Source organism: Streptomyces sp. NPDC033180, from assembly GCF_055577645.1.
Genome location: NZ_JBVIPU010000001.1, coordinates 692,359 through 706,683, shown reverse-complemented (window position 1 = coordinate 706,683; position 14,325 = coordinate 692,359). Strand labels below are relative to the sequence as shown.

The following is a 14,325-nucleotide window of genomic DNA, read 5'->3' as shown; positions in this document are numbered from 1 at the left end:
TCCTGACGTCGGCGTACGGGTACCTCCAGGATCCGCCCGCGGGGCGCGGGCCGCCAGCAGAGGTGCCGGACCAGGCGTCCCTGGCCCGCTGTCCCCTAGGCTCCCTGCCCCCGCTCCTCCCGGATCTGGGTGACCACGCGGGCCACCGCCTGGCGCACGGCTTCGGTCTCGGTCAGGAAGTGCCAGTAGTCCGGGTGGCGCCCCTCCAGGGAGGCCACCGCGCGGTCCAGGCGGGCCACGGACTCGTCCAGCGGGCGGGCGTGCCGCTGCTCCGGGGTCTGGCGCCCCGCCATGGCCAGGCGCTGGGCGTCACGGATCGCGAAGCGGGTGCGCTCGATCTCGTGCTGGGGGTCCTTCGCCACCGCGTTCAGCCGCTGCAGCCGGTCGCCGGCGGCCGACACCGCCTCGTCCGTGGCGTTCAGCAGGGCGCGGACCGTCGAGAGCAGGGACGTGGCGTCCGGCCAGCGCTGGTCGTCGCGCGCCTGCCGGGCCTCCTGCAGTTTGACCTCGGCCTGGCGTACGTTCTCCGCGGCCTGGTTCGGCACGCGCTGCAGGTCCTGCCAGCAGGCGGCCGTGAAGCGTCGCCGCAGCTCGCTGAGGACCGGGTCGACCTGGCCGCTGCGGGTGGTGAGCGCCTGCGCGCGCGTACGCAGCGAGACGAGGCGGCGGTCTATCTCGGCGGCCCGCTCCGGCAACCGCTCGGCCTCGGCGCGGACGGCTTCGGCGTCCCGCAGGACGCGGTCGGCGCGCTGCAGCGTCTCCGGCACGCCGTGCTGCCCGGCGCCTTGATTGAGCTTGGTCAGCTCGGGCCCGAGGGCGGCGAGGCGGGCAGCCAGATCATCGGCCTTGAGCCCCGCCCCCCGTACGGCATCGAGGGCGTTGCTGGCGGCGAGGAGGGTCTGGCGGGCCCGCTCGACGGCCGGGGCGAGCCGGGCGAGCTGTGTCTCCGCCTTGTCGAGCAGCGGGCCCAGCCCCTGCTGGAAGCGGTCCAGGTCCTGCTTGGCCTTGTCCAGCTCGCCCTTGGCCTGCGTGAGTTCGGTGCGTGCGCGGGCGGCGACGGAGGCCTCGAGGTCGTCACGGTCGAGGTCGTGCGCGTCCACCGCGCTGATGTACTGGTGGCTGGCCTCGTCGATGCGCCGCCCGATGGCATCGAAATCGGAGACGGCACGCTGCGCGGCGGGCGTGGAGTCGACGGCGACGATGGTCTCGATGGAGATCCGCAGATCCCGCTGGGCGGTGTCCAGCTCGTAGAAGGCCGCGGCCGCCGCGTCCTTGGCGGCCTGGGCGTCGGCCCGCACGCTCTCCCCGCGCCCGCCGAACCACCGCCGGGTGCCGCCACCGGCGAAGGCGGCGGGAAGGGCGAGGGCGAGCAGGGGGAGGGGCAGGAGGGCGAGCGCCACCGCATCGCGGAGGGGGCCGCGGCGGCCCCGGACGCCGTCCGGGCGGAGACGCGGCCGCACGCTCCCGCAGCGACGTACATCCTCATCCGGCACTGCTGACGCACTCGATCTGCTCGACGTGTCCAGTGTGTACGGCTGCGAAGGTGTCGCCGTCACTATCCCTCTCCCGTGCTGTCATCCGCCTTGCCCGGTGTCACATTCTCCCACCGGTTAATGACGAACACACGGGCCGGTTAGTTCGCGCTGCGCACCGTGACTTTGCCGTCTTCGCCACGGGCGGACACCAGGTGCGAACTACCACCGCCGCGGGGAACGGAAACATCCACCCCGACCCCCTCCTGAGCTCGCCCCCATACGGGTTTGCGACCCGGGGCCACAGGCAAGGTAGGCTGTCGAAACATCCCGGGCGCGTAGCTCAGCGGTAGAGCGCTGCCCTTACAAGGCAGATGTCGGCGGTTCGAAACCGTCCGCGCCCACCCGGACGAAGACCCCCAGTCGATCATGGCTGGGGGTCTTCGACGTAGCTGTCCTTCACCTGGGCGCTGTCCTTCACCTGGGCCCGGAGGTCGTCGATCTCCTGTTGCATCGACTTCAGTTGCGCGTAGGTGTCGAAGAGATAGCGGACCTTGGTGCGCAGGGTCAGCGGGTCGATGGGTTTGAGGGCTACGTCGGCGACGCCGAGCAGGAAGGCCGCGGCGGCGATCTCGCGGCTGACGTCGAAACCGGTCAGCAGGATGATGGGTATGGTGCGTGTCTGGTCGAGACGGCGCACGTAGCGCACGACGTCGAGGCCGCTCACGCCCGGCATGCGCACATCGAGCAGGATGAGCCCGACGTCCCCGCGCAGGACCACTCTGAGGGCGTCGTCGCCGTTGGTCGCGCTCACCAGCGGGTAGCCGAGAGGGGCCAGTGCGCTCTCCAGTGCGAACAGGGTGTCCTTGTGGTCATCGACGACGAGGATCACGGATGTGGTCGGCATGGGCCTGAGCCCCCTCTCTCAGTAACTACGGTAAGCCGAAGTCGAGTTGGAGAATCCGTTCGTCACCTCAGGTTGATGCCCGAGTTGGTGCCCGGGGCCATGACCGCAGCACCGGAGGTAGCAGTAGCACCGTCAGCAACAGAGAAGAAGCCCCGCACCTGATCGGATGCGGGGCCGGGGCCGAGGGCTCGGCTTGTGCTCAGTGCAGCGGGGGGAGGGCCTTCGCCGCGTGATCGATGGCATTTCTGTTGGGGCAGTTGTTCTTGTCGTCACCCGCCCAGTCCCGCGGACGGGCACGACGGCGACCTCTTGCATGCACACCGCCGCTGCCGTGAAGTTCAGTTGTTCGCGGCGTTCGTGCCGCCGCCGCCGACGTTGTTGTCGCCGTCGGCGGTGGGGGCGTGGGCAGGCGTGGCCAGGGTGATGCCGCCGAGAGCGAGCCCGGCGAGCGCGATGATCTTCATGGGCTGCCAACGGTGATCACGTGAAAGCGTCACCCACGGTCGGCGCTATTCCTGTGCAGCCTTTGCGTAGTCCTGCGCCATGCCTCCCGCGAAGTCGTACAGCAGGACCTGTTCCTCGCCGACGACCCACGCATCGTGTCCGGGCGGACATACGAAGACATCGCCCGGTCCGACTTCGGCCTCGCCTCCGTCGTCCATGAGCAGGTGCATCCGCCCCGCGACGACGTAGGCGTTGTGGTGGATCTGGCAGCTCGCGGTGCCCGCGAGGGGGGCCACGGACTCGGACCAGCGCCAGCCGGGCTCGAAGGTGCCCACGGCGAAGTCCAGCCCTGTGAGATGGACGGCTTCGAGATGGCCGCGCGGGAAATCGCGACGCTCGTCCGGCTTTTCGACCGCCTTGACCTCGATCATGACAACTTCCTCCGTCCGGGCTGTGCCCGCTGTCTCGGAGTCAGTTGTCGCCGCCGCGGGGTCCACGGCCGACGTCATCACCAGCCGACCCCTTCACTCCATCGTCTGCCTGTCAACCGGGGGACGCCACTTGGAGGCTTCCGGGCTCGTCCGCGGCCGGGGCACCTGGACCGCGCTTCTGGCATCGATCGGGTGGTCGTCCAGAACCTTGGGGATCTTGGGTGAGTTGGAGAGTTCGGCAAGGGCTGTGCGAGTGTCCGGTCCGGATGCGTCCGGGTGCCTCGGATGCCGCGGGTGGACGACCGTCGTGCTGCCGTCGGGCCCTGCCGGAAGGGATTCACTCGTGAAGATCGCCAAGGCCGCTGCCGGCGTCGTCGGTGTCGGGCTCGCTCTGGGGGCCGCTTCTCCCGCGTTCGCCGCGCCGCAGCCGCAGCCGCAGCCGCCCGCCGACGCCGTGACGCGGACGCTCGACTCCGCCACCAAGACCACGCAGGACCTGCAGGACCTCCTCGGTGAGGCCGCCGTGGACCCCACCACCGGAGAGTTGACCGCGAACAACCCCGGGGCCGTCACGACCAAGGTCGGCGACGCGGCGCTGGGGGCGGCCTCGATGCTCGGAGGACTTCCCGCCGGGGCGCCGATCGGCTGAGTCCGGCCCGCCGAAGTGATGGCGTGGGACATGCCGTTGGCGCGGTCCGAAGGGGCGTTGCGGCGGGTGCGGCCGCCCGGCGGCGACCGCCCCGCTCAGCGGCCCGAACCCGGGTGTGTCCGGCGGTACCTGCGGTCCCAGCGTTCCTGGCGTTCCTTGCGGATGCGGTAGTCGCGGTAGGTCTTGGGGTAGCCGCCGCCTCCACCGCCTCCGCCACCCCCACCGGCTCCGCCGCCGGCTCCGGCACCTCCAGCACCCGAGGCTCCGCCCGCGCCGCTTCCGCTGCTGCTGCTCTTGCCGGAGCCCCCGCGGTCGTACTGCTGGACCATGAAGAAGACGAGCGCCGCAGCGGCCAGCCACAGAAGTGGCTGGCTGAAACCCAGGCCCACCAGTGCAAGGAGCAGGACGACCAGAAGAACATTCATGGCAGCACCTCCTTGGCGTAGGGGGAGTCAACGCCCGCTGTCACTCGGTGTCAATGGATTTCTCGTGGATGTGTTTGAGCCGTGCGCGAGCCGCCACCGCGTCGGGTCCCGACACCTCGTCCCAGAAGCGGTGACAAGTGACGAACACCGCCAACTCCCGTTCCCGCGCGCGGAGTTTCTCGACCTCCGCCTGTTCGTCCGGGGTCCAGCCGGGGGAGGCGGGGCGCTCCACCTTTCGCCAGCCGTGGTCGTCGCTGAAGCCGTCGAGGGGCGTGACCGACCAGGGGAGCCGCTTCAGCAGGGCCAGGAGTTCGGCCCGGACCTGGTGCAGTTCCTCCTGACCCGCGAGGAGGTCGCCAGGGAAGTCGTATGCAGGGGTTGCAGGCACCCCGTAATGCTACTCCTGTTCGAATTTCGAGTGCGAGAGCCGCCGCGCGTGAGGCGGGGTGAACTTCGGGGCATCCGGGGCCGGGGGTACGGGGCCGGGGATACGACGGCGCCCGGGGATACGACGGCGCCCGGGGATACGACGGCGCCCGGGGGACGTGCGGGCACCCCGGGGACGCGGGGGCGAGCGGACGACTTCACGTCCGCGCCCCACTCGCGGCAAGCTGTAAGCATGTGCCGCAGCATCAAGACGCTCCGTCCGCCCGCCATCCCCGAAGACGCCACCGAGGAGGAGATCCGGGCCGCCGCGCTCCAGTACGTGCGCAAGGTCTCGGGGTTCCGTGCCCCGGCCGCGCACAACCGCGAGGTCTTCGACCGCGCCGTGGACGCGATCGCCGAAGCCACCGCCGAGCTGCTCGCCGGGATCGAGGTGCGCGGGGCCAAGCCGCGGGCCGCCGAGCAGGTGCCCGAGGAAGCCCCGGCGGCCTAGTTCGCCGTCGCCGCCGTCGCCGTCGTTGTCCGCCCCGTCGCAGGCCCCGTCGCCGTACGAGGCCTGCGGACCAGGAACGCCGCGCCCGCGCCCGCCGCGAACAGCGCGAGCAGTGAGACGCCCGTGGCGAGCCACGTAGCGCCGAGCCACTGCCCTCCGAAGTAGCCGAGGGCGACGCTGTACCCGGCCCAGGCCACGCCCGCCAGGGCCGACCACGGCAGGAACTCTCGCACCTTGCGGTGTGCCGCGCCGGCCGCGAGAGAGACGATGGAGCGGCCCGCCGGGGCGAAGCGAGCGAGGACGACCAGGGCGCCGCCGCCCCGGGAGAGCGCCGTGCCGAGTCGTTCCTGCGCGGTGGTGAGGCGGCGCGAGCGGGCGATGGCGCGGTCCAGGCGCTCGCCGCCGCGCCAGGCGAGGCGGTAGACGGCCAGGTCGCCGAGTACCGACGCGGTGGCCGCGCAGAGCAGCAGGATCAGGATGTCCGGGACCGCGTGCGGAACGCTGCCCGCGCCCGTACCCGCCGTGCCCGCCGCGGCAGCCGCGGTGGCCGCCGTGATGACGAGGACGCCGCTCGGCAGCACGGGCAGGACGATGTCGAAAAGCACTGAAAGCGCGACTACCGCGTAGATCCATGGGCTGCTGGTCAGTGAGCCCAGACTCTCAAGCACCGAAATTCCCCGTAACTCCCCGGTCGACGACTGACTGCCGCGACGTCGCGGGGGAGCGGCAGGGGCGGCTTGGTGACAGCTGTACAGCGTACGCCGCGCTCTCTGCCGCAGATCCACGGGGGGCTCATATGTTCGCTACGTCACGTTCACCCGGCTGCCGCCTTCGATGGGGCATACGACGCCGAAGTCCCGTACCAACAGAGGCACCAACAGGAAGGAGCGGGGCAATGGTGGCAGGAACGCTCGCCGGGGCCGTGGCAACGGCGGTGCTCGCAGCGGGAGGTGGCGCGGTCGGCGGGAGTGCGCCCTTTTACGAGATGCGGGTCGAGGGGCGGTTCGCGCCGCCCGCGGCCTCCATGTACTCGTGGGCGGTCACGTACGACACGGAGCTCGTCCCCGCCGGTTCGCGGATCGAGGTCGAGCAGCGGGGCAAACCGAACGACATGACGGTCATGCTCCGGGTGAAGGGCATGAAGCCCGGTTACGCGTACGGCGCGCACGTGCACCAGAAACCGTGCGGCGCCGACCCCGCCGCGGCGGGCGGGCACTACCAGCACCGCCAGGACCCGGTCCAGCCCTCCGAGGACCCGGCCTACGTGAACCCGGAGAACGAGGTCTGGCTGGACTTCACCGCGGGCGGGGACGGCTCGGGCACGGCGACGGCCCGCCATGACTGGGAGTTCCGTGCGGGTGCGGCCCGATCCGTCGTGCTGCACCGCGAACAGGGCGGCGCGGGGGACCGGTTGGCGTGCTTCACGGTGCCGTTCCTTCCCACTCACTGAGTCCCATCCGCTGACGCGACGGCGCCCCCTTCCTCGTAACGTACGAGGAAGGGGGCGCCGTCACATGCCAGCGTGGCTGTGGCTGTGGCTGTGACTGTGGCTGCGCGCCCGCGTCAGGCGGCCACCGGCGTCCGCTCCGACGCCGCCTTGTCCTCGCTCTCGCCGCGCGAGGCGAAGAGCCGGTCGAGGCCGAGCGCGCCCGAACCCGTGAAGACGAGCAGGAGCATGGCCCAGCAGAAGATCGCGGAGGCCTCTCCGCCGTTCTGCATCGGCCACAGGGCTTCCGGCTGGTGCACCTTGAAGTAGGCGTACGCCATCGATCCCGACGAGATGAACGCCGCGGCGCGGGTGCCGAGGCCGAGGGCGACCAGGCCGCCGCCGATCAGCTGGATGACGGCCGCGTACCAGCCCGGCCAGGTGCCGGCGTCGACCGTGCCGCCGCCCATCGCGCCACCGAGCACTCCGAAGAGCGAGGCGGCGCCGTGGCAGGCGAAGAGCAGGCCGATGACTATGCGGAAAAGCCCGAGGGCGTAGGGCTGGGCGCTGTTGAGACGTCCAGTCATGGCGGGGGACTCCTTCGGTTTTTGGGGACGGTAACCGAGCGGAGGCCCAAGGTTAGGGGAACCTAATCAATGCTTGCAAGTTCAACATCTGGCCATTCCGGTGATTCCGCTTTCCGTGCGGACGGGACCGTTCCCCGCGGGGAGGGGATCTCCATCGCGCCCGCTCTTCCCGCGGCTGTCCGCAGCGCGGCCCGCGCCACCGCGTCCGCGTCCGACAGGGTCACCGAGTCGACACCCGGCCTGGCCCCGGCGGCCGTCACCCAGTGCACGCCCTCGGTGGGCACGCCGAACGCGAACCGCCTTGCGTGGGCACGACCTTGACGGTCGATCAGGTGGTAAGGGCGCGGTGTGACGTCGAGACCCCCGGTTTCATGGCCGTCCACGACGTGGGCGCGGCACTGGCCCGTCCCGAGGAGCTGCCCGAGCAGCTCGTCGGCGGTGCGCCGCACGTCCGGTTCGGGGAGCCGGGCCTCGATCACTGTGGTGACCGACACATCCGACCCCGGCACGTCGGGGGAGTGCGCGAGAAACGTGCCGTCCGCCGCGGGCCGTACGTCGAGACGCGGACCGAGCACCTCGACGACGCCCGCCTCGATCAGCGCCGCCATCTCCTCGACGCGGCGCCGGGGCGGTCCGATCGAGAGGAAGGCGTTGAGCGGGGTGTACCAGCGGTCCAGATGCTCGCGGCGTGACGTCCCCGACAGGCCGCCGTGGTCGAGGACCAGGCGGAGTTCGTTGCGCAGGTCGCGCAGCACGTCCAGGGCGGACTTGAGCGGGCTCGCGACATTGCCGAGCGCGGCGTGCGCGATGTCCTCGCGCAGATACGCGAGCAGCCAGGCGCGGAAGTCGTCCGGGGAGCGGAAGGTGTGGCCGGTGTGCGGCTGCGCGAGGCGGTCCCAGGACCAGAGATCGGCCTCGGGGATCTCGAACTCGTCCAGTACCAGGGCCTCTTGAGGGCTGTGGTGCGGGACCGCGAGGAAGGCGTCCCGGAAGTCCGCGGCCCGCTCCCGCTCCCGCTTCCGTTCCCGCTTCCGTTCCTGCTCCTGCTCCTGCTCCCGCTCAGAGCCTTGGACGAGGGCCGTGTAGTAGACCGTCTCCACCTCCTTCGCGACAAGGGGCCATATCTCGTCCAGGAAATCCGGGGCGTCGCCGCTGTCCGCGCGCTTGCGGAAGCGGGCTATGACGTCGGCGGTGAGGACGAGCGGTTCGTGCCGTCCGTAGGGGCCCTTCGCGTTGTCGCCGCGCGCTTGGTAGGGGATGCCGCGCCGCGATCCCGCGTACAGCTTCGGCTCGTGTCCCGAAGGCTGGTAGCGCAGGCCGCCTTCGGACGCCTGGGCGAAGCGTCCGCCGCGGCCCTGCGTCAGGAGCGCCATGTGGTCGAAGAAGTTCAGGCCGAGCCCGCGCAGCAGGACGCGCTCGCCGGGGGCGATGGCCGACAGGTCCACGTCGGCGGGGTTGGCCGGCGGTATGTGGCGCAGCCCGTGCCGTGCCGCGTGCGCGGCGAGGTGTTCCTGCCCTTCGTCGCTGATCGTGGGGAGATGGCCCTGCGCGAGGACGACGGCGTCGAGCCCGGTGAGCTCACGTCCGCTGTCGAGTACGAGGGACTGGGCGCTGTCGGCGGGCCCTTCGAGGCGGACGGCGCGCGCCGCGTGCACCTCGACCCGGACCGTGCCCGGGGCGCGGCGCAGGGTCTCGGCGAAGACCCACTCCAGGTAGCGGCCGTAGCAGGCACGCGTCGGATAGTCGTCCGGGCCGAGCCCCGGCGCGTGCCCGGCGGCGGCCCACGCGTACAGGCTGGGCCCCTGTCGTATCGGCCCCGCGCAGTCGACGCTCTCGTCCGTGAAGAGGGTCACCTGGGAGGCCACCGTGTTCATGAGCAGCTCGGCCGGCTGGGCGGTCCGCCAGACGCGACCCGGCCCCGGGGGTGAGGGGTCGACGACGTGGACCGCCAGCCGTGCCCCCGGCGGCAGGAGTTCGGCTGCCGAGGCGCAGAGGCGCTCCAGGACACTCGTGCCGCGGGGCCCCGCGCCGACGACGGCGACTGCAACGCCATGTTCCGGTGCGGCCGCTGCGGATGGTGCGGACAAAGGCGTGACTCCCGGGCATAGCAGGGGGTGGTGGGGGGCGTGGGGGTGATGGAAGCGGACGGTCCGCCTCATCATGCCGCCGGAAGCCCCGAAGTCGAACCCCGTGGCGGAGGTTCGTCAGAGGGGTGTGGGCTGTGTCACGTGTTGCCGGTGGGGTGCCGGTCGCCTTTGCGGGGCTATGAGAAATAAGGGCCCCGTGAGAAGTTCACGAACCCGTGAGGGGTACGAGAGTTGCTGTGCGGACCGAGCGGGCTGGGAGGGGTGTGGGGACTGGAAGGATTGGGAGGGCTGGAGGCAGAGCTGGAGGCAGAGCTGGGAGGACTGCTGGGGGCCGGGGGAGCCGTGAGACCGGGGGGCTCGACAGATGCTTCGCGGGTTACGGGCCTGAGAGACCGGCGGACCGGCGGACCGGCCGACCTGGCGGACCTGCAATGCCGGCGAGACCCGCGGGAATGCCGGCGAGACCCGCGGGGCTCGTGAGACCTGCGAGCTTCACGAGGTCCGCGAGACCCGTCAGGTTCGCGACGCCCGAGAGGCCTGCGAGACCTGAGGGATCTGCGAAGTCCGTGAGGCCCGCGAGACTCAAGAGGTCTTCGAGGTCCGCGAGACCCGAGGGATCTGCGAGGTCCGCGAGACCCGTCAGGTCCGCGAGGCCCGAGGGATCTGCGAAGCCCGTGGGGCCCGTCAGGCTCGCGAGACCTGCGAAGCCCATGAGGCCGTGAGACCTGCGAAGCCTGTGAGGGTGTGAGACCTGCGAAGCCTGTGAGGCTTACGAGACCTGCGAGGCCCGTGAGGTCCGCGGGACTCACGAGCCTACGAAGCCCCCGAGCCCCTGGGACCTGCGAAGCCCGTGAGGGTGTGAGGGCCGTGAAACCTGTGAGGCCTGCGAGACCCGTCAGGTCCGCGAGGCTCAAGAGATCTGCGAGGCCCGTGAACCTGAGATGCCTGAGATGCCTGAGAGGCCCGTGAGACCTGCGAGCTTCACGAGGTCTGCGAGACCTGCGGAGCCCGTGAGGGCGTGAGGCCCGTGAGGGCGTGAGGCCCGCGAGGCTCGCGAAGCCCGTGAGACCCGCGAGACTCACGAGGCCTGCGAAGCCCGTGAGGTTACGACAGTCGTGAACTCTGGGTCGTTTCCAGGCGTACGCCGACTCCCTTCACCACCCGCGCCTGATCGAGCTGCACGTCCGCCGAACGGCCCCGCAGTGTCAGCGTCATGAGCTGGTTGCCGAACCAAGGTCCGCCCGTTTTGCGCCAGTTGATGGCGGCCCGTGCCATCCGGCCGTGTCGCTCGAAGCGGCGGCCCAGGGCCCGGCCCACCCTGCTCCAGCCGAAGTGGAAGCCCAGCTTTATCGACGCGGGAATCGAATTGTGGACGGGGGAGCACGTCAGCTGCAGGACGCGGGATTCGGGACCGCCACCGCCCGGCCAGGTCGGTTCAGCGATGTACGCGTGGTGGACGTCGCCGGAGAGCACGCACACCGTCGCCGGTGCGCCCGCCCCCGTGCCCGCCTCGGCGATCAGGGAGGTCAGCGCGTCGAAGGACGAGGGGAACGCCGCCCAGTGCTCCAGATCCGAACGCCTGCGCAGGTTCTCGCCGAAGCGGGCCCACCGCGCTCCTCGCTCGCCGCGGCACAGCGCGGCGTTCCAGCCCTCCGCGTCATGGATGAGGTGCGGAAGCAGCCAGGGCAGCGACGTCCCGATCAGGAGGTGGTCGCAGCCGCCCGCGCCGTCCGCGTCGTCCGCCCCGTCGAGCGCCTGCTCGCGCAGCCAGCGGGCCTCGTCCGGGTCGATCATCGCGCGGTTCTGCTCGTCCAGGACGCGCGCCGCCCGGGTGTCGATCATGAGCAGCCGTACGCGGCCGAAGTCCCGGCGGTAACTCCACCGGGTCGCCCGGGGATCGGCGTCCGAGGCCGCGGCGAAGGCACGCAGCGCGTCCGTGCCGTCCGGCGTCGCGCGCAGCAGGGCGTACAGCTCGTCACGCTCCAGCTCGGCGGGCGGCAGATTGCCGAGGTGCTGGTAGACCCAGTACGACATCAGGCCGCTCAGCACACGCTCGCGCCACCAGGGCGTCGCCCGCATCTCGGCGAGCCAGGCCGCGCTGGTGTTCCAGTCGTCTATGACGTCGTGGTCGTCGAAGATCATGCAGCTGGGCACGGTGGAGAGCAGCCACCGCACCTCGGGGTCGAGCCACGATTCGTAGTAGAGGTGGGTGTACTCCTCGTAGTCCGCGACCTGGTCGCCCGGCGGGTCGTTCAGATTCCGGCGGGCCGCGAGCCAGCGCCGGGTCGCCTCGGACGTGTTGTCCGCGTACACCTGGTCGCCCAGGAGGAGCAGGACGTCCGGCCGGTCGGCGGGTGTGCCGGTGACGATGCGGGCGGCGAGGGTGTCCAGGGCGTCGGGCCCGACGGGGTCGTGCTCGTCGCTCGGCGGGGCCGCCCAGCGGCAGGAACCGAAGGTGACGCGGAGCGTCTCGCCTTCTCCCTCGCCCGGCGTGCGGATGGTGCTCGGCGGGAAGGGTGAGCCCTCCAGCGGCCACACGGGGGCGCCGCTGTCGCCGAGCCGCACCTCGTACGCGGTCTCCGTGCCCGGACGCAGGCCCGTGACCGGGATGAGCGCGTAGTGATGGCCCGCGATCTGGAACGTGTTCGCCGTGCCCTTGGCGCCGTCCGCGCAGCGCACTTCGGCGGTGCAGGGGCGGTCGGTCTCGACCCAGACCGTCGCCGTTGAACCGTCGACATACCTCAGCAGTGGACCCAGGCGCAGCCGTGCCACGATGATCACTCTCCTCCGTCGCCCCGTACGGTACGGAACGACGGAGGCCGGTGGCGAGGTTCCGGGTATTCCCGCTGGTTACAGGCCGGTGACCTCAGCGGTTCTTTCAGCAGCCGTGGAGGGCCAAGGCGCAGCAGCGGTTGAGGGCCAAGGCCAAGCAGCCGTCGAGGGCCAAGGCTCAGCAGCCGTTGAGGACCGAGGACAGCTTGGTCTTCTCCTCCGCGTTGACCGTGAGGTTGTAGTGGTGCTTCACGTCCACCCACATCCGGGCGTAGTAGCAGTGGTACGACGCGGTGGGCGGCATCCACTCCGCCGGGTCCTGGTCGCCCTTGCTCTGGTTGACGTTGTCGGTGACGGCGATCAGCTGGGGGCGGCTGAGGTCGTTGGCGAAACCTTCCCGCTGGGCGGTGGTCCAGCTGTTCGCGCCGGACTTCCAGGCCTCGGAGAGCGGGATGACGTGGTCGATGTCGACGTCGGACGCCGCGGTCCAGGTGCCGCCGTCGTACGGCGACTTCCAGGTGCCCGACGTGGCCGCGCAGCTGGAGTCCTGCTGGACGTTGGTGCCGTCGCGCTTGAGGACGACCTCGCGGGTGTTGCAGGCGCCGGACTGGGTGCTCCAGTGCGGGAACTTCTCGCGGCTGTAGCCGTCGGAGGAGCCCTCGGCCTTCTCGGTGAGCTGGCCCAGATAGGTGCGGGCGGTGGCGGCGGAGACCGGTGCCGGGGGAGCGGCCTGGGCCGGGGCGCCGGTGAGGAGCGTCGCCGCGGAGGCGAGTGCGGTCAGGGCGGTGAGAGTGGCGAGGCGTCGACGCGCGTAGACAGCGGACATACGAACTCCCTTGATGTGGGGGGATGTTGGCCGTTGGGGCGGCCATGCTGACGCGGTGGGGTTTCCTGCGGATGTGCGTCAAGTGACAGGGTCGCGTCAATCAGGTGGTCAGTTCAAGAGTTCTGGCACTGGGTCATGTGCGGCCATCTGTGCTGGAGTTGGGATTTCACGACCCGGGTCACACGCGAGGGGGTCGGAAGGCCCTGGCCCGGGAGCGAGGACGACCCCGCCGCAGGCGTCCCGCGCGGGCGTCCCGCGCGGGCGTCCCGCGCGGGCGCCCCACGCAGGCGTCCCACGCAGACGCCCCACGCAGGCGTCCCGCGCAGACGCCCCGCGCAGACGTCCCGCGCCGCCCCGCGCAGACGTCCCGTACGATGGATGGCGCAGAAGGGGAGTAGCTCTTCGCCGGACCGTCGACATACTGCTCAGCTCGCCTGAGCCGGCGCCCGGAGGCAGGCCCCGTCATCCACGCGATGGACCGCGATGGACGAGGCCGGCCAGCGAGACCTTCGGCAAGCAGTGCCCGACGTACACGACCGTGTACGTCTGTGTGCGCTGCCGTGCCGAGGTGTCGTACGTGACGTACAGATTGCTCTCGGCGGGGCAGCCCCGACCGATTGAGGAACCTTGATCAGCATCAGCGTGATGGCGCTCGTCTTCGGCGTCGTCTTCCTTGCCGAACTCCCGGACAAGACAGCGCTGGCCGGGCTCGTCCTCGGGACGCGCTACCGCGCCTCGTACGTCTTCGTCGGGGTCGCGGCCGCCTTCGTCGTCCATGTCGTGCTCGCCGTGGCGGCGGGCAGCGTGCTGACGCTCCTGCCGCAGCAGCTGCTGCACGCGCTCACCGGCGTCCTCTTCCTCGGCGGGGCGGCGATGCTGCTCCTGAAGGGCGGCGAGGACGAGGAAGAGGTCCGCGAGCCCAAGGATCAGAGCTTCTGGAAGGTCTCCGGCGCGGGCTTCATGCTGATCCTGGTCGCGGAGTTCGGTGATCTGACGCAGATCATGACCGCGAACCTGGCCGCGCGGTACGACGACCCGCTCTCCGTGGGTCTCGGCGCGGTGCTCGCGCTGTGGGCGGTCGCCGGGCTCGGCATCGTCGGTGGAAAGGCGCTGATGAAGCGTGTTCCGCTCGCGCTGATCACCAAGATCGCGGCGATGCTGATGCTGGGCCTCGGTGTGTGGAGCCTGTACGAGGCTATTGCCTGAGAAATCTGGCCGGGGGCCTCGCCCCGGGCCTCACCCCGGGCCTCGCCCCGGGCCTTCCTGAGAGCCCCGTCGGGGGTGTGACCTGCGATGCTGGCGTCTGTTGGCCCCGTTTTGTATCGTGTGGGAACAAAGTGGCTCCGCCCGTGTTCCCTGACCGGCGGGCGGGGCCGCCTTGATTCTTCCTCCGCGGAGTCTCCCCCTGCGATCCGCGGAATC

The 14,325-nt window shown here is 70.9% G+C and carries 15 protein-coding genes and 1 tRNA gene; 5 read left to right on the top strand and 11 right to left on the bottom strand.

Annotation, left to right across the window (positions count from 1 at the left end; translation table 11 throughout):
• Nucleotides 1-95 precede the first annotated feature (95 nt).
• The gene (locus tag ACZ5WE_RS03275) at nt 96-1,556 is read right to left on the bottom strand and encodes a hypothetical protein (RefSeq protein ID WP_467690811.1); all 1,461 of its coding nucleotides are present in this window, start codon (nt 1,554-1,556) and stop codon (nt 96-98) included.
• Nucleotides 1,557-1,804: 248 nt separating this feature from the next.
• On the opposite strand from ACZ5WE_RS03275, the gene ACZ5WE_RS03270 reads away from it, so the two are divergent.
• A tRNA-Val gene (locus tag ACZ5WE_RS03270) sits at nt 1,805-1,876 on the top strand.
• Nucleotides 1,877-1,899: 23 nt separating this feature from the next.
• Here ACZ5WE_RS03270 and ACZ5WE_RS03265 read toward each other — a convergent pair.
• From ACZ5WE_RS03265 to ACZ5WE_RS03255, 3 genes are all read right to left on the bottom strand, one after another.
• On the bottom strand, nt 1,900-2,379 hold the full coding sequence (locus tag ACZ5WE_RS03265; protein ID WP_467690809.1) for a response regulator: 480 nt from the start codon (nt 2,377-2,379) through the stop codon (nt 1,900-1,902).
• Nucleotides 2,380-2,717: 338 nt separating this feature from the next.
• A complete protein-coding gene (locus ACZ5WE_RS03260; RefSeq protein WP_467690807.1) occupies nt 2,718-2,843 on the bottom strand; it encodes a hypothetical protein in 126 nt (41 codons plus the stop codon).
• Nucleotides 2,844-2,888: 45 nt separating this feature from the next.
• Nucleotides 2,889-3,254, bottom strand: a complete 366-nt coding sequence (locus tag ACZ5WE_RS03255) for a cupin domain-containing protein (protein ID WP_467690805.1) — start codon at nt 3,252-3,254, stop codon at nt 2,889-2,891.
• Between the two features lie 343 nt (nt 3,255-3,597).
• Between ACZ5WE_RS03255 and ACZ5WE_RS03250 the strand changes: the two genes are divergently transcribed.
• Nucleotides 3,598-3,903 carry a hypothetical protein gene (locus tag ACZ5WE_RS03250; protein WP_467690803.1) on the top strand — a complete coding sequence of 102 codons (306 nt, stop codon included), beginning with the start codon at nt 3,598-3,600 and terminating at the stop codon, nt 3,901-3,903.
• A gap of 95 nt (nt 3,904-3,998) precedes the next feature.
• Here ACZ5WE_RS03250 and ACZ5WE_RS03245 read toward each other — a convergent pair whose 3' ends face one another.
• On the bottom strand, nt 3,999-4,328 hold the full coding sequence (locus ACZ5WE_RS03245; RefSeq protein ID WP_467690801.1) for a hypothetical protein: 330 nt from the start codon (nt 4,326-4,328) through the stop codon (nt 3,999-4,001).
• 40 nt (nt 4,329-4,368) lie between these two features.
• On the bottom strand, nt 4,369-4,716 hold the full coding sequence (locus ACZ5WE_RS03240; RefSeq protein WP_467690799.1) for a hypothetical protein: 348 nt from the start codon (nt 4,714-4,716) through the stop codon (nt 4,369-4,371).
• Nucleotides 4,717-4,947: 231 nt separating this feature from the next.
• On the opposite strand from ACZ5WE_RS03240, the gene ACZ5WE_RS03235 reads away from it, so the two are divergent.
• Nucleotides 4,948-5,205: a DUF2277 domain-containing protein gene (locus tag ACZ5WE_RS03235; protein WP_467690797.1), complete on the top strand. Its 258-nt coding sequence runs from the start codon at nt 4,948-4,950 to the stop codon at nt 5,203-5,205.
• Here ACZ5WE_RS03235 and ACZ5WE_RS03230 read toward each other — a convergent pair.
• Nucleotides 5,202-5,873: a DedA family protein gene (locus ACZ5WE_RS03230; protein WP_467690796.1), complete on the bottom strand. Its 672-nt coding sequence runs from the start codon at nt 5,871-5,873 to the stop codon at nt 5,202-5,204. The two genes, ACZ5WE_RS03235 and ACZ5WE_RS03230, sit on opposite strands and share 4 nt — an antisense overlap.
• 227 nt (nt 5,874-6,100) lie before the next feature.
• Here ACZ5WE_RS03230 and ACZ5WE_RS03225 point away from each other — a divergent pair, with 227 nt between their 5' ends.
• Nucleotides 6,101-6,655, top strand: a complete 555-nt coding sequence (locus ACZ5WE_RS03225) for a superoxide dismutase family protein (protein WP_467690794.1) — start codon at nt 6,101-6,103, stop codon at nt 6,653-6,655.
• Between the two features lie 113 nt (nt 6,656-6,768).
• On the opposite strand, the gene ACZ5WE_RS03220 is transcribed toward ACZ5WE_RS03225, so the two are convergent.
• From ACZ5WE_RS03220 to ACZ5WE_RS03205, 4 genes are all read right to left on the bottom strand, one after another.
• A complete protein-coding gene (locus tag ACZ5WE_RS03220; RefSeq protein WP_467690792.1) occupies nt 6,769-7,218 on the bottom strand; it encodes a DoxX family protein in 450 nt (149 codons plus the stop codon).
• A gap of 62 nt (nt 7,219-7,280) precedes the next feature.
• Nucleotides 7,281-9,305: an FAD/NAD(P)-binding protein gene (locus tag ACZ5WE_RS03215; protein ID WP_467690791.1), complete on the bottom strand. Its 2,025-nt coding sequence runs from the start codon at nt 9,303-9,305 to the stop codon at nt 7,281-7,283.
• Between the two features lie 1,104 nt (nt 9,306-10,409).
• Nucleotides 10,410-12,077: an alkaline phosphatase D family protein gene (locus ACZ5WE_RS03210; RefSeq protein ID WP_467690790.1), complete on the bottom strand. Its 1,668-nt coding sequence runs from the start codon at nt 12,075-12,077 to the stop codon at nt 10,410-10,412.
• 178 nt (nt 12,078-12,255) lie between these two features.
• Nucleotides 12,256-12,903, bottom strand: a complete 648-nt coding sequence (locus ACZ5WE_RS03205; protein WP_467690788.1) for an HNH endonuclease family protein — start codon at nt 12,901-12,903, stop codon at nt 12,256-12,258.
• A gap of 627 nt (nt 12,904-13,530) precedes the next feature.
• Here ACZ5WE_RS03205 and ACZ5WE_RS03200 point away from each other — a divergent pair.
• Nucleotides 13,531-14,109, top strand: a complete 579-nt coding sequence (locus ACZ5WE_RS03200) for a TMEM165/GDT1 family protein (protein WP_367041483.1) — start codon at nt 13,531-13,533, stop codon at nt 14,107-14,109.
• The last annotated feature ends 216 nt before the right edge of the window (nt 14,110-14,325 follow it).